The sequence below is a fragment of the Paenibacillus sp. FW104-T2 genome (assembly GCF_058789975.1).
The window spans coordinates 97088-112449 of record NZ_JBYTCE010000018.1 but is presented as its reverse complement, the minus strand read 5'-3'; the positions used below and the strand labels follow the sequence as shown (position 1 = coordinate 112449).

Genomic DNA, 15362 nt, shown 5'->3' with positions numbered 1-15362 from the left:
AAAATTACTGATGATTTATACGACTTCCCCTACCGGATTTCGAAGCGTCATAAAGCCACTGATTCTACACTCGGCCACATCTCCTTGCTGAATCCGGACGGACCCGGGTGTGCCTGTCATGATCACATCACCCGGATAGAGAGTCATCATCTGTGAAAAATACGAGACAATGAACCATGGATGATACATCATGTGTGACACCGTATTGCTATGAATAACCTCATTATTCAACACAGTTTCAACAACGAGGCTCTGCAGATCACTTATTTCATCAGGTGTTAATAGTTGTGGTCCAAGACTGAAAAATGTATCGAATACCTTGGATCGCTGCAGAAATCTGGGGTTCCGTGCGTGAATGTCCTGGTTAGTCATATCCAGCGTTGCGGCAAAACCGGCAATGACCTCCTGCGCACGTTCTTCCGGCACATTTTTGCAGGTTCGGCCGATGATAATGCCAAGCTCTGCTTCTGATGTCACATTCACATCCTGAGCCGTCAGCAGGATATACTCTTCCGGCCCGATCAGGCTTGAGTCCGGCTTCATGAAGCAGACTGGCTCACGCTCTGGAGGAGTCGATGCGAGATCGATCGCTTTTTGCACATAATTCATGCCAATTCCCCATATTTTACGAGGGTTACGGAAGAGAGGAGCAGGTACGGCTCCCTCTGAAGGTATGAAAGGGATCGATGAAACTGTTCTGTCCCCGTGCTTCTGATACCACTGGACAAGCTCCCCTAGCTGGCCTTGCTGCAAGATCTCCATAACGGAGGTGCCCCATGTGCTTCCTTCCGCCTTGTTGATCTCCTCCAGAAGAAAGAATCGTTTGCCATGTTCAATCGCGGCCTGTTCACCATCGCCGTGTTTCAGACTGACGAGCTTCACAGGGTGCTTCCTGCTGGCTGCTGAACCGGCTCAGTCCCGCGGACATCGGTGATCTCGAAATCACACAGTTCCTCCAGCGCCTCCGACAAAATCGTTGAGATTCGTTCCTGAATAATCCTGCCTTTCTCAGGCGTGGCCGTCGTAGCATCACCAGCAATGCCGGTAGCAGAGATATCAGCCATCTTCCAGGCGAAACGAATTTTCCCTTCTAATGTAAGAAAGCGGTATGAGGACATATCAGGAAGCTCTTTGACGAGGAACTCCTCCTTCACCCAGTCCGGTTTGATGGACATTACAAGAGAAGTCTCATAATCGCCACCATGAATACCGAATTCCAGTTCCTCGGAAGTGAGGAGATCCTCCGCCACATTCAGACTGCTGGGACTGAGATAGAAAACCATCATCCCCGTTCTGATCCGTATTTCTCGGGATACCGTATTCAGCAAATCCACGTTGCCGCCATGGGTATTAAACAACAGTAACTTGCGAAAACCACTGGCCTTCAGACTTTCTGCAATGTCCAGCATGATGGCATGCAGTGTGCTCGCAGATAAGGAAATGGTGCCCGGAAGTCCGATATGTTCATTGCTTTTGCCATACGAGACCGGAGGCAGCAGCCAGATCTCCTTATCCGTCCGCACCCGCTCCAGCGTTTGTGATAATGTCGCTTCCCCAATCAAAGTGTCCGTATATACGGGCAGATGGGGGCCATGCTGCTCCACAGCTCCGACTGGGAGAATAACCAGCGCCTTATCCTTCGGCAGTTCTTTGACCTGTTTGCTTGTCAGACGGGGCAAAAATCGTTCCTCCCAAGCTGTTCCTTCATATCGTTGAAACATAACTGACACCCTTTCTCCTGCAGCTTTATTGTTTTAAGCGTAGCTTCATGTCCATATATCGAATGATGCTCTTATCCTTTTACTTCTGAATTCACTACTGAAAGAACGGATGTGGCCCATTCTAGCAGACGTTGATCCTGTCCCGGACCGGCAATGATTGAAATACCGACCGGGCGGCCCAGTACATCCGCAGCTGGAATCGTAAGCTGCGGAAGACCCGACAAGCCGGAAATGCAGGTTAATCGCATCGTATTCACTCTTCGTTCTTCAATTAAAGGCCCGCCCAAGCCCAGCTTCGGGGCCGTTCCAGTCGTCGTCGGAATTACAAGCACCGTATCCGTTCGGAGCAGGTCAGACATGTGCTTGCACACCTCAACCCGCCGTTTGGCTGCCTTCTTCTGATCGGCACGTTCAACGGTGCCTGCCCAGGAGAATCGCCCCGCCGTATCTGGTCCGAAGGTCGGCTGCTCACGTTCAATCCACGCCCCGTGCTCCTGCCATATTTCATAACCCTGGATCGTCCTGAACATGGTCATCCATTCAGGTAGACCCTGCGGGGCGATGCGAACCGTTTCATGGCTCGCAGCCATGCCGCACAGCAACTTCAGGTAAGGGGTAAGCGCCTCTTTGCTCTCCGTGTCAGCAAGCTCCCACGCATCCTCACCGATGAGCACCCGGCTGAAGCCTGTACCCGGGTCTGTCTGCGGCAAAAGTACTTCACCTACCCGGCACAGTGTCTCGAGATCGCGTGCCATCCAGCCGACGGTGTCGAAGCTGGGAGCGAGTGGGATAACGCCTTTCTCGGAGACCATGCCATGCGATGGACGCATTCCATAAATTCCACAATACGAAGATGGCACACGTACCGATCCTCCCGTATCCGTTCCAAGGGAGAAGTCAGCAAGCCCAGCGGCGACAGCAACCGCCGATCCGCTAGATGAACCTCCAGGGATACGATCGGGAGCCCTCGGATTCACTGGTGTTCCATAATGGACATTTTCCCCATTCAAGCTGAACATCAGCTCATCCGTATGCGTCATGCCCGTTAGCCTTGCTCCTTGCTGCAATAGCAGGTTGAGCGTTTCCGCGTGTTCCTTCGCCGGCTCATGCGTCTGGAGCCAACAAGGATTACCCGCGCCATTAGTAATGTCACGTACGGCAAACACATCCTTGACCATAAAGCTGAGTCCGTTCAACCTACCCTGTCCTGTCGGTTCAACGATCACCTGGTTGACAATGGCGTTCCATAGGTCCTTCATTGCATCATCCCATCCTTCCGCTCAGCCTTCTAACGATGCCAGCTCTTCCGAGGTGTTTCTCTCTATAGGAGTCGCTCCCCCGTTCAGCTCTTGTACCAACCAAGTGGAATCCGTAACGAAGCCATAACATTGCTTGATATTGTACAATGTCGCTTCTATGCAGAAATCTGGGGAGCTTGTTGCCGAGCAATCCTCCAGAAGTATGCCGTCATATCCGAGACAAGCCGCGTCCTGCAGTGTATGCATGACACACTGATCGAGATTTACCCCGGCAAACAACACCGTTTGAATATTAAGATTGCGTAGAATACTGTCCAGTGGTGTATCCCAAAACCCGCTCATGCGATATTTATCCACATAGATATCATCGGGGGACGAATCCAGACCATCGACAATTGCCGTTCCCCAACTGCCTTTCTCCAGCACCTTGGAGCCGTTCCCCGGCAGCGGGTCCCCGATACCGTTGCCCCGACCATCCGAATTGTACACATGGAGCACGGATGGCGGCACGTTCATTCGGTCTTCCCGGTTGCCCCAGTTCACCCAAATAACAGGCACTCCCGCTTTGCGCAGCTCGGGCATCAGTCGGTTCAGCCGGCTGACCGGGTTTAGGAGCGGAGAGGTATCGACCCCAATGGAATCCAGCCATCCACCCGGTGTACAGAAATCATTCTGCATATCGATGACAATAAGTGCCGTATGCTCGAGATCAAATATGACTTCCTGCGGCTGTGCAGGGAGGGTTACTGACTTGCCGTACTTTTGCGTTCGCCTTAGATCCACCAGCGTTTCGGACACTTGCCAATAGCTCTTTCGATTTCCAAGTTTGAACATATTAAGTCCCCTCATTTTTTCTGAAATTTCTGTTTTGAAGCTTTAAATTACTTTGGATTCAGGTTATGGCTTCCTCAGATACTCCGTTGTAAACGCCTGGGTAACATCTAGTGCCTTCGTTAACCCTCCGCCCTTGATCATCTGATCCTGCAGGGTGCTCCAGCGTTCCTTTGTCATGTAACCAATACCATTTGCCTCTGATTCCTTGTTCAGAATAAAGGGTTTTTCCTGCACTGCCTCGTAATTCATTGCTTCTACCGTCATATCCGGATTGTAGGTTTGAATAAACGGATTTACCTTTTCATAGTTGTCTAGATAATAGCTCCAACCTTTCTGACTTGCCTGCACCACAGCTTCAACGACATCAGGGTGCTCTTTGAGATAATCTTCCGTCGTAAAAAGAACGTCTGCATAATTCGCATAACCGGAATCGGCAATTTTTAGATAGTCCACCTCAACCCCCTGCTGAGAAAGTGCGTAAGGCTCATTCGTGATGTAACCCTGATTGAGCGAACTGGAGTCATTGATAAAATTGACAAGCTGTCCGTTATACTTCATTTCTTTTACATCTGTCAGATTGTATTGACTCTTGATATATTCCCAGTAAGGTACCGCTGTACCGATGTATACGGTTTTGCCGTTCAGGTCTGTGAAATCCTGAATGTTCTCCCCCTTGTGGTACATCAGAACCTGCGGTGTGCTTTGAAAACCGGCAAGGATACCGACGACAGGGATTCCCTGTTCCCGCGCCTTCAAAATTTCATCCGCATAAGAGATGCCGAACTGAGCTTTGCCTGCAGCGACAAGCTGCATGGTTGACACCTCGGGGCCTCCTGGCTGAATCGTCATGTCGATCCCCTTGTCCTTATAATAGTTCTGCTGCAATGCCGCAAAGTAGCCTCCATCTTCCCCTTTGGCGTACCAGCCCTCGATCAGTTTCACCTGCTTCAAATCGGTTCCGGCTTCCCCACCCGCCGGGGCGGCGGATTCTAGAGCGGAGGAATTGGAGCATGCGCTCAGAAGCAGTAGGATCAAAGAAGCAGCAGACAGCAGCCATTTCTTGTAACGAAAGTTCATATGATGTTTGGACATGTTGGATCCCTCCCCCGGTTCTGGTATCATTTCATTGCTGATTCATGCCAGGACTTCAAAAGTTTGTTCGACACCATGTTGATGATCAGGAAAAATGCGATTCCTAGGGCGGATGCAGCTAAACCGCAGGCGAACAGGTAAGGAGTTTGCAGGCGGGTTGCCGCAACGGTAATCCCGTACCCGAGTCCGCCTTGTCCGCCACCAATGCCTGCAATGTATTCACCCACGATCGCTCCGACAACCGAACTGGAGCATGAAATTTTCAGCCCTGCCATAATGTACGGGAGTGCCGCCGGAAATCTAAGCCTCCAAATGGTTTGCAGCTTGCTTGCATTATACAAATAGAATAAATTCTTCATGTTCTGATCCGTTGAGTTCAATCCGATCAGCGTATTCGATAAAATCGGGAAAAAGCTAATTAAGAATGAGATAATTACAATCGCATTTATTCCCGCTCCGAACCAGATCACTATGATTGGCGCTACCGCAACGACCGGAATAGTCTGGAGAATAATAGCGTAGGGATATACGCTTTTTTCTACCGTTTTGGACAAGGCCAGTAGAATGGCCAATGAAATACCGAGCACGACACTGATCGTAAAACCGATCAACGCCTCAATAATGGTTGTGCTTACGGACGTAATCAGATTTGCGCTGTTCTCAGCAGCGGCTGCGGCAATATCGGATGGCTTGGGCAAGATATATGGGGGCATTCCGAGTATCCGCACGATTAATTCCCATCCACCGATAAACAGGACAAACACGACGATTGGCGGCAGAATTTTTTTCAGCAGTCCAATGACTGGGCTCTCTTCTGCCGGATGATGGCTGCGGGCATTGTCCTTCCCGGAAGCTCGGATACCTGGTGTCGTTTCAACGGCTGAATTAGCTACCATCTCTTCCATGTTGCTTCCCTCTCCTCTCATTTCTGGCTATCAATGATTCAGTACATTGGACACGCTGCGTACATATTCACCGAATTCAGGCTGGGTCCGGAATTCATCATCCCTCGGATAGGCAAACGGAATATCAATGAAATCCGAAATTTTACCGGGACGAGGCGTCATCACTACGACTTTTGTTGATAGGAATACACTTTCGAACACGTTATGCGTAATGAACAGAACCGACATCTTCTTGTCCTGTTCCCAAATATTTAGCAGTTCATTCTGCAGCGTCTGCCTGGTAATTTCATCAAGGGCGCCAAACGGTTCGTCCATTAACAGCAACTTGGGACGGGATATCAACGCTCGTGCAATAGATACTCTCATCTTCATTCCGCCTGACAACTCACGGGGCAGCACCTTCATATAATCCTTCAGGCCTACCAGCTCTAGTACCCGTTCCCCTTCGGTAATTCGCTCCTTTTTGGATACACCACGCAAAGTAAGAGGCATGGTGACATTATCAATCAGCTTGGCCCACGGGAGCAGGGTATGCTCCTGAAATACAAAGGCAATTTCATTCTGTTTACGTGCTTCCTTTGGGGAAGTACCCAGCACGGTCAGATGACCGGAGGTCGGTTCCGTCAAACCGGCAATCATATTGAAAATGGTAGATTTCCCGCAACCGGAAGGACCGACAAAACATAGAAATTCTCCTTCCCCCACATGCAGATTCGCATGCTGCACAGCTACAGTGCCATTGGGGTAGATTTTGCCGACATCATCGATTACAAGCATGGAACGACTGTCCTTATGGGCCGCTGCCTGTTGATTTTGGGTGAGCTGCATCTGAATCCCCTCTTCTCTTTGAAGTTGTGTCCTATCATATAGCCAAAAAATATTCGTGTAAATATTCCTGACACAATTTTGGTTTTTTATCTAATGGTATACGCTTTACGTTGGTTCAAAAACAGAATAATCTATGTTTTTGGTCACTTTATATGACATGTATATAACAAAAGGGATTGCAGGAATTCGACAAGACCCTATATAATTGCTTAAAAAGTTACGTGGTGTCCGGTACCTGATTCAGATATGTATCGTTTAGGAGGATGGATTGACATGCATTTAACTATAGAAGATGCGTTGGCGGTATACCCGTTATCGGAAGGGAAGTTGGCAGCTGGTAAAAAAGGAATTTCTCGAACGATTAGCTCCATCAATTTGATGGATGCGCCGGATGTGATCAACTGGATGAAAGAAGGAGAGCTCTTGTTGACTACAGCTTATGCGATTAGGGATTCACCTGAGGAATTTGTTAATTTGCTGCAAAAGCTGAATGAACGAGGGGCCTCCGGGCTTGGCATCAAGCTTGGTCGATACTGGGCGGAAATACCAGAGATAGCCCTGTTGGAAGCCGATCGGCTGGGCTTGCCCCTAATTGAGCTGCCTTTTGAGTTTACCTTCTCCGAGCAGATCACCGCTCTCTACCAATCCGAGTTCCAACGGGATACCCGCCGGCTGAATGAATTGCTTGAAACACAGAAGAAGCTGGTTGATTTTGCGATGCAGGCGGATGAGTACACCAATTATTTTCAAAGTATCACAAGCATTTTAGGGGTTCCTTTAGCCATCGTTACCTCTGACGGACAGACCTTGTATAATATGACACGCTGTTCCGATATGGAGCTGTTGAGCGATTGGCCCTGGAATCAGGACAATCGGTTTTACAAGTCGGCGAGCAACCTGTTGTATCGGGTCCCCCTGCTGAAAAACGGAAAGTCATACGGTTACTTGCTGATACAAACTGAAAATCTGCTGGAAGCACATGAAATGGAGGGCATTTTTCACCAAGCTGCCGTTATTCTTTCCTATCATCTGGAGGTCATTCAGAATCAGGAGGCTGCTGCGGCAGGCAGTCGTCTTGGCATGGCCATGGAACGTTACTTAAAAGGGAACGCCTCTCTGAAAACGGTGCTCGAATTTGCCGAAGGATTGGGAAACACATTTTGGAGCACGCCCTACGTATGCATGGTATCTTCCACAAGAGCGGATGCTTGGGACCATGAAAGTCAGAGGCGCAAACTGAGGGAGATCCAGAACAGACTTCAGGACCATCCCAAAACGTCCTCCTTGGAATCCCATCATTTTTATGTGATGAACCGCATATATTCACTCTTCCCCCTTCTAGAAGAAGAGGCCAAGGATCGAAGGAAGTATGAGAATTCGGTACGTTTGTATGCGGATTTGATGCATTCATGGGACCACGGAACAAGGACATGTTTTATCAGTAAAGTGAGAACGGGCATGAAGGAGTTCATTGACGGCTTCCGGGAGTGCGGGGAGGCTGAGAGAATCAGTACAGAGCTTGGTTTGAGCGAACCGATTGTCATGTTTGCTGACCTGGAGTTTATTTATCTCTTTAAGCATATTCCACAGGAGGTTATGCTCCGGTATTGCTCTTATTTATTCCGTCCACTGCTGAACAAAGAAGAGGAATACACCAGCGAGATGATGCATACACTTGAAGCCTATTTCGCCAACAACGGGCAAGTGAATGAAACGGCACGTGAGCTATATATCCATCGCAACACCGTGCTGTACAGGCTGGAGAAAATTTCGGGGCTGCTGAATCTGGATTTGAAGAATACCGATCATCTGCTGCTCTTAAAGCTGGGACTTATGTTTAGGCACTTGATGTCGCCTGAGAGGCAAATTTAAAAAAGGGCAATTGTCGTCGCACTCTGTTCCACCCAATAAAGAAAAACCTCAGCAGGTTTACCGAGCTGAGGTTGATATTTTCATTATACTTGTTCACTTTTATCTTGAGCTGATGCCACTCTGGTGTCTTTTGATTCCGCTTGAATTTCGCATCAGGTGCTTCGAATACTCCCTAATTGACTACTAGAGCCGCACCTAGCTTATTCATTTAATAACTTCAACCTTTTTATCCCCTGCTGTCTTCGCTACCTCTAACGTTGTGGTACCTTGGATCGCGACGATCACGCCAGCAGCAAGCATAGAAACGATTAAAGCTGCGCTGAGAGTTGTGGACATTTTCTTCTTGACCATAATCATACCTCCGGTATCTATTATGTATTAAGCAACTCAAAATGGACGAGTCGAGGGTGACTACATGATTGCGAAAAAGAATTACAATATTTCGCGCTTTTCTTGTGAAGTAACTCATTTGTTGATTGTATTATAACCTACTGTAAATGATTGTAAAGTTATTTATTTCTAGGTTTAGATAAACAAAATATTAGGCACGGAAAATAAAGTTGTAGACTATAACTCCGTTATTTGGACTCTTCCAGCACAACTATATGGCTAGAATGAGAGAAGAAACACTCATATTTCACGCCCCTCCGCCTTGGCCACCGACAAATATGCCCAATCTTCTCCGAGCCTGATTGGACTGCATCCATCCGCTTGGAACTTCATGACGGCATCATCATATTGCTTTTTCTGCGCTTCGCTTAGATTGGCAACGTATCGCTGTCTCGCCTGTTCAAATTGTTCTTCTGTACCATAACGATAGTAAAAATAAGGGCTGAGGATTCTTTTTGGCATCTTAGCATTTTCTTCTATGACGATATCAACAATTCCTGTGTTTTCATCTCGAGTGCTTTGCGGGATTTTACAACTTTGAAGCCAGCGAGTGGTATCAAATCCGCAGTGATTTTAACGTAAACTCTATCAACTCATGGGCTGATGACTGCTCGCTAAAAGCATACTGGCTAAGAATGGCGTTCATGTTTGCGTCTATACTTGATTCCGCACTTGCACGTTGACCTGCGTTTTTGTTCATAGTAGATCACCAGCAGAGGATGCGTAAAATACGTCTCCATGCATATGTTTAATTCGATCCCAGTTAGCGGGATTGGTTGTGTCTAGGGAACGGTTCTCCATTATGGCTTGATATAAAGTGGTCTTTTCTTCCAAATGTGCTAAGTGCTGTTTGGCTTCTTCAAACTTAGCAAGAGCTGCTTCTCGATGCTCCATCATAAGTGTGTACCGTTGTGGGATAGTTGAATCTCCTTCGAGACAGTAATCAACATACATTTTAATAATATCAATCGGCATTCCGGATTGTTTGAGACATTTGATGCCATGTAACCAGTTGATTGATTCTTCGTCAAACATTCGAATATTATTCTGATTGCGCTTTACACTTGGAACCAAGCCTTTATCTGTATAAAAGCGAATAGCGTGCTCGGTGAGTCCTGTGATCTGCGCGGCCTCTTTAACGGTATGCATGAGAAGACCTCCTTGAAAAATATAAATTCCAGAGTATGCTTGCCTTCGTGTAACACGAAGGTGATAGGCTCATTGTAATGCAACTCGACCATGAAGGTAAACCCTGTTGAGGGGCCCAAATTCAAATCTAGGGCCATTGCATGATATTTAAATATTAGGAGGAATTACGATGCAAACCGTAACATTAAACAATGGGGTAAAAATGCCGATTATCGGCTTTGGTGTTTACCAAGTTCCGGATGCTGAAGAATGTGAGAATGCAGTATATGAAGCGCTGATGGCTGGTTATCGGTTGATCGACACTGCATCCGGTTATCTAAATGAGGAAGCGGTCGGACGTGCGATCAAGCGCAGTGGCGTGCCTCGTGAAGAGCTGTTCATCACGACCAAGCTCTGGGTCTAGGATGCCAGTTATGAGAGCGCTAAGCTCGCTTTTAACAAATCCTTAAATAAGCTGCAGTTGGATTATCTCGATTTATATCTTATACACCAGCCGTTCGGCGATTACTACGGTGCTTGGCGTGCCATGGAAGAACTGTACCATGAAGGTAAAATCAGGGCGATCGGTGTTAGCAACTTCCTGCCCGACCGACTGATGGACCTTATCGTGCATAATGAGATCGTGCCAGCTGTTAACCAGGTCGAAACTCACCCGTTCTATCATCAAACCGAGAGTGCCACCTTTATGAAAGAACAAGGAGTTCAACATCAGTCGTGGGCTCCATTCGCTGAAGGGCTTAATAACATGTTTGGCAACGAAGTGCTGACATCCATTGCTGCAAAACACAGGAAGTCTGTCGCACAGGTCGTGCTGCGTTGGCTTGTCCAGCGTGGAATCGTTGTCATTCCGAAATCAGTAAAAAAAGAGCGGATCGTCGAAAACTTCAACATCTTCGATTTTGAGCTCAGTACCGAGGATATTGAACAAATTACGGCCCTTGATACGCGGAAGAGTCTTTTCTTATCGTATCACGATCCGGAAGTCGCCAAGATGATGGGAAACTGGAAAATTGATCTGTAAACCATACTGTTATGTGCAAAAAGAATGTTGATCTGAAAGATCAACATTCTTTGTTTTTCTTAACCATCCGATGCAAAAGCAGACTATTTCAGGACTCGTAATTGAAGCATTCTACATCCACATAACCTTGTTGTGTTTCGAGGTTCAGGTTGTATATCCCACAAGTTTTCACCCTGCAAGTTCCAAACCGATCTCAGCCATATGCTGGATGTATTAACTGACGGTCCCCATATTCGTTACCAACTTTTCAAGTTTATCAGCGTCATCCATCGTTATTGAATTGAACTGAGTATCAGCCAAATTATACAGATTGGGAAGTATACAATCTATTAAGTGTCTGCCTTTATCCGATAGTTGTACGAATATCACTCGACGATCCGAATGACAAGGGATCCGAGCTAGCAGCTTTTTGTTCTCCAATTTATCCAAGATATACGTCAAAGCACCACTAGTCAAAGAAACATGTTGAGAAATTTGTTGAATTGATTGTTTCTCTTCATGTTCAAGCGATACTAACACGGAAAGTTCCGTGAAATTGAGGTCTGCTTTCTTTAACTCGCTCCGAAATTGGTCCTGAATCATTTTTGACATTTGAATGAAATGAAGACATGCTTGATATCGGAAATTATTCATTGCTTCTCACTCCATTTTATATATCTCAGTTTTAAGATTCTTTATATAAATATTACTTGTTATATGTACTTTTGTCAATTTCAGACCAAGCTCAGGATCAAAATTTCTTGTTACTGATAACTAAAAAAAAGCCTCCATATTCAATTACCTACGATCCCAGATAAACGCAAAAAAACCTCCCAAGCTTCAATGAGCTCGGTTCGGTTTTTATTCACAGCATGATGACACAGCTATCTCAGTCCAACATCTTTAAAACGATTGCCGATGGTTTCGGGAAAGGCCTGCTTAATGGCATCAATGGCACGTTGTTCCGTTTCTCTCGCTTGATGGAGAAGCGCTATTACAGACTGAACACACCCCGGTTCTTTTACATCCCATAAATTGGACTGATCAACCCAACCAATGATCTCCAAATAAAGATCCGACAAGGATGTATATTCTTTTATGACCTGAACCATCTGTTCAGAGAGGTATCCAAGACCTGCAACATAGGAGGCAATATTCTCTCTTGATTTGCAATAATATCGGAGGACTGCAGCAGCTTGCTTCGGATCATAAACGCTTGTTTCCAGTGCTGAAGCAATGACAGAATATGCAGCAGATCCGCAGGCGTAATCTTGAGGTGGCAGCATGTAATCATGGATTTCCCATTTGTAGACGGCCTGAATCAACGATTCCTTGCAGACCTCCCATACATCTACCGCTCTACAGGATTCAAGCACCTGATAATACCAATAAGGCGTACTATTTCGCCCAAAAGAATCGTAAGGCAAACGAGTAACGTCATGTCCTTCGCAGTTACAGATGAGCAAAACTTGCTCCACATCATCATACCCGGCAGCAATAACAAATTGGTCATGCCATACTATGGCCCCCACACCCCGATCAATGGATGTCTTAATGTCCACCAATGCCTGTTTTTGATACAAAGGAAACGTCGCTGCAAATGAAAACCCTGCTGACTGACTGGCCGTTACTCCAATAAAATCAGCAGCTACAAAGTTTTCTGCCATCCAGTTGTAGGCTGAGATGGATTCTTCGGTCAGACGCCGATCTACGACCAATCGAAATACAGTTGCTGTCATACCCGCAATCATGTGACGCGGGAATTCTGTCCACTTCTTATGTATTAAAATGCGGTGCATCACATCTGCATAGGAGCCCATGCTGCTACTTATAATGTTTGGATCCTTAGAATACTGGGCTTGTTTGGCTTGAATCAGGTCCAGATAAACTTGTTTTGCCATTATCCTTCCTCCCTCTGTCTATCTTGCTGAGTGTGCTCCCCATCGTGGTACAGTAGAGCGCTTACGATCAGGGAAATTTACGGATATCATGCGAAAAAAATGGACCGCTTGCTCTTCTAGTCCTTTCGCTTCCATTAGAACTTGTGCCAGTTTTTCCGCTGCATCCAGCTCCAGAGTCCATTTGTCCTCCTGCTGAATCATGAATCCCCTCATCTGGTGAATTAACGTTCCAAGCTGGTCATAACATGAATAAGCTTGGTCCAGCTCATCCCATATTCCTTGCATATCCTGCAGGTACATTCGAATTTCATTTCGAGACTGACAATAAGATTCTAAAAGATAAGTTGCCCCTGATGGATCATAATCTCCACTTCGTAGAGCTTGCACCCATACGTCATATGCCAATCGGCCAGAAGCGATGTTTTGATCTGGTAATAGTCGATAAGGGATATCCCAATCCTCGATAGCAAGTCGTAAGGATTCCAACAACATATCCTGTTTGGGTATTGGAATCTGCTCACCAAAGATCTGACAATACCAGAAACCTGTGAAGTTTAGCCCGAAATTGTCATATAGCAAAATCTGAGGCTCCTTACTCGACCCATCTTGTAAATAAAAGATACAATCTTCGTCATCATATCCATGGATAACCCCGAACTCCGGAATCCAATAGATTACTCCTTTTCCCTCGTCCAGACTTCGCTTTACCCATTGCACTGCATCTAGCTGATAATAATCGAATGTAGAATGGCGTGTACGACCTCCATCCCAGATTGTGAATATTCCCAGGTTGTCAATTCCGGGGCGGTGTGCTTCTCCCCATTGTCCATACGCCGTTATCGACATGGGAAGAAGCCTGCGATGCACCGAAAGTTTAAAAGCCATTCCCGTATACCCGGAGAGCAAATGCTTTGCACCTTGAAACTGACCTGTATGGGTCAATATAGCATGCAGACTATCCACAAATGATTTAGACTCTCGCTTTACGACCAGGTTGTTTAACTGTACTTCGGCCAAGATAAGATCTCCCTCCATGGTCTTTACTTCACTTGAGCATGATTTGAATTGTGAAGTCTGTTAAGTATTGCGTCTGCATGGCTCTGCATCCTGCGTCTTAGCCACCCGGGAGATATTAATTCCTCCCAGTCACTTATAAATAATTGCTGCATGAAAGCCTCTGTGTCATAAAATTCAATAGCGTGGATCTGATCCTGTTTGTCCCGAATGGGGTACCCCTGCCACTGCTCTGTTTGCTGTACTTCTTTCAGACGAATCTCAGCTACAAATGGTTTTCGAACAGGTAAGGGTTCTTCCCATCCACTGAGCTGCTTGTCTGATTTACACTCGAATGTTTCATCCGTCAATCGGACATGAACGATACCCTCCAGACGTAGGGCACTTTGCTGTACAGGATCCGTTTCATAGCCAATAACGTAATCAGCATTGTACTGGGAGATGATCTTCAATGGGCACCAAGAAAACTGCCTTTCTCCGGAAAAGTCTCTGTAATACATATGTACTTTAAGTGATTCTGTTATGGCATGGGATAATAATTCAAAATGCTGAAGAAGCTTCGGCGATGCAGCGAATGTGGGTAGTGGTCGGCTCAATATCTGTTGCTCTTCAGCCGTAAATCGCTCTAACAGATGCGCCACACGCTTTACCACATCAGATTGTTCGTGATTAAAATGCCGATAACGATGAGCCAAATACTTAAGGACGCTCTGTTCTTCTTCTGTCATATATAAATGGGGTAAACGATAGGTCTGGTCCTCATAACAATACCCTCTATATTTCGCAAGATATAGTAAAGGGGCACGTAATGAAATCGCCATATATTCAATATCGCGCTGTGCCTGACGCCGGGATATTTCAAATTCACGGGCAAGACAGCTGCTGTTCGGAAAACGTCCGCTTCGAATCTGCTCGTCAAACCAGTGAATCCGATGCATATTACTCATTTTACAGGCCCCCATTGATTCCACATTGTGCTAAACGTAAACCCATTATACCAAACGAATGGCCCGCTCCGAAGAACAGGCCTGCTACGTTATACGGTTGCTCTATCCACTCTGGATTGCACAGCTTTGGAACATTTCTTGCATACTTTCAGACTTGTCCCATCTGTTTTCGTTTGCGAATACAACAGTTTTATACGTGTGCTGCTGCATACCGGACATGTTCCCCGCCCCCTGGAAGGAATACTCCACAAGACGCGTCCTCTTTTGGTTTTTGCCAATGGTGTGAACCTCTTTTCGATGTAGTTTGTGTGTTCACCGTTATTATAGAGGTCATGGTACGACATAGAATGTCGCAGCAGTTCGTATTGAAATCAGATCGATCTATAAAAAAGAAAAGCTCGCACAGGTAGGGTATGATGACTTCCCTGCCCAATACGAGCGTCTACTTCA

16 protein-coding genes and 1 pseudogene are annotated in these 15362 nt (G+C 46.4%); 2 read left to right on the top strand and 15 right to left on the bottom strand.

Annotated features, from left to right (window positions below; all coding sequences use genetic code 11):
* Window positions 1-15 precede the first annotated feature (15 nt).
* The 7 genes from AC3WQ3_RS21075 to AC3WQ3_RS21045 all read right to left on the bottom strand — a co-directional run bounded on the left by AC3WQ3_RS21075 (window position 16) and on the right by AC3WQ3_RS21045 (window position 6639).
* Window positions 16-882, bottom strand: a complete 867-nt coding sequence (locus AC3WQ3_RS21075; RefSeq protein ID WP_492473413.1) for a fumarylacetoacetate hydrolase family protein — start codon at window positions 880-882, stop codon at window positions 16-18.
* Window positions 879-1721 carry a creatininase family protein gene (locus AC3WQ3_RS21070; protein WP_336781653.1) on the bottom strand — a complete coding sequence of 281 codons (843 nt, stop codon included), beginning with the start codon at window positions 1719-1721 and terminating at the stop codon, window positions 879-881. The genes AC3WQ3_RS21075 and AC3WQ3_RS21070 overlap by 4 nt, the downstream gene beginning before the upstream one ends.
* A gap of 71 nt (window positions 1722-1792) precedes the next feature.
* Window positions 1793-2980, bottom strand: a complete 1188-nt coding sequence (locus tag AC3WQ3_RS21065; RefSeq protein ID WP_492473412.1) for an amidase — start codon at window positions 2978-2980, stop codon at window positions 1793-1795.
* A gap of 21 nt (window positions 2981-3001) precedes the next feature.
* The gene (locus tag AC3WQ3_RS21060) at window positions 3002-3814 is read right to left on the bottom strand and encodes a cysteine hydrolase family protein (protein WP_492473410.1); all 813 of its coding nucleotides are present in this window, start codon (window positions 3812-3814) and stop codon (window positions 3002-3004) included.
* A gap of 63 nt (window positions 3815-3877) precedes the next feature.
* Entirely contained in the window at window positions 3878-4906 is a 1029-nt protein-coding gene (locus AC3WQ3_RS21055; protein ID WP_492473409.1) for an ABC transporter substrate-binding protein, read from the bottom strand.
* A gap of 26 nt (window positions 4907-4932) precedes the next feature.
* Window positions 4933-5811, bottom strand: coding sequence for an ABC transporter permease (locus tag AC3WQ3_RS21050; protein WP_336781657.1), 879 nt, complete (start codon window positions 5809-5811; stop codon window positions 4933-4935).
* A gap of 30 nt (window positions 5812-5841) precedes the next feature.
* The gene (locus AC3WQ3_RS21045; protein ID WP_336781658.1) at window positions 5842-6639 is read right to left on the bottom strand and encodes an ABC transporter ATP-binding protein; all 798 of its coding nucleotides are present in this window, start codon (window positions 6637-6639) and stop codon (window positions 5842-5844) included.
* A 273-nt stretch (window positions 6640-6912) separates the two neighbouring features.
* On the opposite strand from AC3WQ3_RS21045, the gene AC3WQ3_RS21040 reads away from it, so the two are divergent.
* Window positions 6913-8511, top strand: a complete 1599-nt coding sequence (locus AC3WQ3_RS21040; protein ID WP_492473408.1) for a PucR family transcriptional regulator — start codon at window positions 6913-6915, stop codon at window positions 8509-8511.
* Window positions 8512-8715: 204 nt separating this feature from the next.
* On the opposite strand, the gene AC3WQ3_RS21035 is transcribed toward AC3WQ3_RS21040, so the two are convergent.
* The 3 genes from AC3WQ3_RS21035 to AC3WQ3_RS21025 all read right to left on the bottom strand — a co-directional run bounded on the left by AC3WQ3_RS21035 (window position 8716) and on the right by AC3WQ3_RS21025 (window position 10050).
* Entirely contained in the window at window positions 8716-8862 is a 147-nt protein-coding gene (locus tag AC3WQ3_RS21035; RefSeq protein ID WP_164764185.1) for a hypothetical protein, read from the bottom strand.
* A 279-nt stretch (window positions 8863-9141) separates the two neighbouring features.
* A complete protein-coding gene (locus tag AC3WQ3_RS21030) occupies window positions 9142-9363 on the bottom strand; it encodes a hypothetical protein (protein WP_336781660.1) in 222 nt (73 codons plus the stop codon).
* A gap of 234 nt (window positions 9364-9597) precedes the next feature.
* Window positions 9598-10050: a MerR family transcriptional regulator gene (locus tag AC3WQ3_RS21025; RefSeq protein WP_154894128.1), complete on the bottom strand. Its 453-nt coding sequence runs from the start codon at window positions 10048-10050 to the stop codon at window positions 9598-9600.
* A 169-nt stretch (window positions 10051-10219) separates the two neighbouring features.
* On the opposite strand from AC3WQ3_RS21025, the pseudogene AC3WQ3_RS21020 reads away from it, so the two are divergent.
* Window positions 10220-11071: pseudogene (locus AC3WQ3_RS21020) on the top strand (aldo/keto reductase).
* A gap of 213 nt (window positions 11072-11284) precedes the next feature.
* On the opposite strand, the gene AC3WQ3_RS21015 reads toward AC3WQ3_RS21020, so the two are convergent.
* The 5 genes from AC3WQ3_RS21015 to AC3WQ3_RS20995 all read right to left on the bottom strand — a co-directional run bounded on the left by AC3WQ3_RS21015 (window position 11285) and on the right by AC3WQ3_RS20995 (window position 15190).
* Complete coding sequence (locus AC3WQ3_RS21015; protein WP_492473438.1) at window positions 11285-11653, bottom strand: MarR family winged helix-turn-helix transcriptional regulator; 369 nt, start codon at window positions 11651-11653, stop codon at window positions 11285-11287.
* 281 nt (window positions 11654-11934) lie between these two features.
* Window positions 11935-12951: a hypothetical protein gene (locus tag AC3WQ3_RS21010; RefSeq protein ID WP_492473407.1), complete on the bottom strand. Its 1017-nt coding sequence runs from the start codon at window positions 12949-12951 to the stop codon at window positions 11935-11937.
* A gap of 18 nt (window positions 12952-12969) precedes the next feature.
* Window positions 12970-13968 (bottom strand): cysteine peptidase family C39 domain-containing protein, encoded by a 999-nt coding sequence (locus tag AC3WQ3_RS21005; protein ID WP_492473406.1) that lies wholly within the window; start codon window positions 13966-13968, stop codon window positions 12970-12972.
* 23 nt (window positions 13969-13991) lie between these two features.
* Window positions 13992-14912 (bottom strand): helix-turn-helix transcriptional regulator, encoded by a 921-nt coding sequence (locus tag AC3WQ3_RS21000; protein ID WP_492473405.1) that lies wholly within the window; start codon window positions 14910-14912, stop codon window positions 13992-13994.
* A gap of 89 nt (window positions 14913-15001) precedes the next feature.
* The gene (locus AC3WQ3_RS20995) at window positions 15002-15190 is read right to left on the bottom strand and encodes a hypothetical protein (protein WP_154894122.1); all 189 of its coding nucleotides are present in this window, start codon (window positions 15188-15190) and stop codon (window positions 15002-15004) included.
* Window positions 15191-15362: the final 172 nt, after the last annotated feature.

Excerpts from the sequence above, each read along its gene's own strand:
- AC3WQ3_RS21070 (WP_336781653.1), bottom strand. The coding sequence starts at position 1,721 with ATGTTTCAACGATATGAAGGAACAGCTTGGGAGGAACGATTTTTGCCC.
- AC3WQ3_RS21065 (WP_492473412.1), bottom strand. The coding sequence starts at position 2,980 with ATGAAGGACCTATGGAACGCCATTGTCAACCAGGTGATCGTTGAACCG.
- AC3WQ3_RS21060 (WP_492473410.1), bottom strand. The coding sequence starts at position 3,814 with ATGTTCAAACTTGGAAATCGAAAGAGCTATTGGCAAGTGTCCGAAACG.
- AC3WQ3_RS21055 (WP_492473409.1), bottom strand. The coding sequence starts at position 4,906 with ATGTCCAAACATCATATGAACTTTCGTTACAAGAAATGGCTGCTGTCT.
- AC3WQ3_RS21050 (WP_336781657.1), bottom strand. The coding sequence starts at position 5,811 with ATGGAAGAGATGGTAGCTAATTCAGCCGTTGAAACGACACCAGGTATC.
- AC3WQ3_RS21045 (WP_336781658.1), bottom strand. The coding sequence starts at position 6,639 with ATGCAGCTCACCCAAAATCAACAGGCAGCGGCCCATAAGGACAGTCGT.
- AC3WQ3_RS21040 (WP_492473408.1), top strand. The coding sequence starts at position 6,913 with ATGCATTTAACTATAGAAGATGCGTTGGCGGTATACCCGTTATCGGAA.
- AC3WQ3_RS21035 (WP_164764185.1), bottom strand. The coding sequence starts at position 8,862 with ATGGTCAAGAAGAAAATGTCCACAACTCTCAGCGCAGCTTTAATCGTT.
- AC3WQ3_RS21030 (WP_336781660.1), bottom strand. The coding sequence starts at position 9,363 with ATGCCAAAAAGAATCCTCAGCCCTTATTTTTACTATCGTTATGGTACA.
- AC3WQ3_RS21025 (WP_154894128.1), bottom strand. The coding sequence starts at position 10,050 with ATGCATACCGTTAAAGAGGCCGCGCAGATCACAGGACTCACCGAGCAC.
- AC3WQ3_RS21015 (WP_492473438.1), bottom strand. The coding sequence starts at position 11,653 with ATGATTCAGGACCAATTTCGGAGCGAGTTAAAGAAAGCAGACCTCAAT.
- AC3WQ3_RS21010 (WP_492473407.1), bottom strand. The coding sequence starts at position 12,951 with ATGGCAAAACAAGTTTATCTGGACCTGATTCAAGCCAAACAAGCCCAG.
- AC3WQ3_RS21000 (WP_492473405.1), bottom strand. The coding sequence starts at position 14,912 with ATGAGTAATATGCATCGGATTCACTGGTTTGACGAGCAGATTCGAAGC.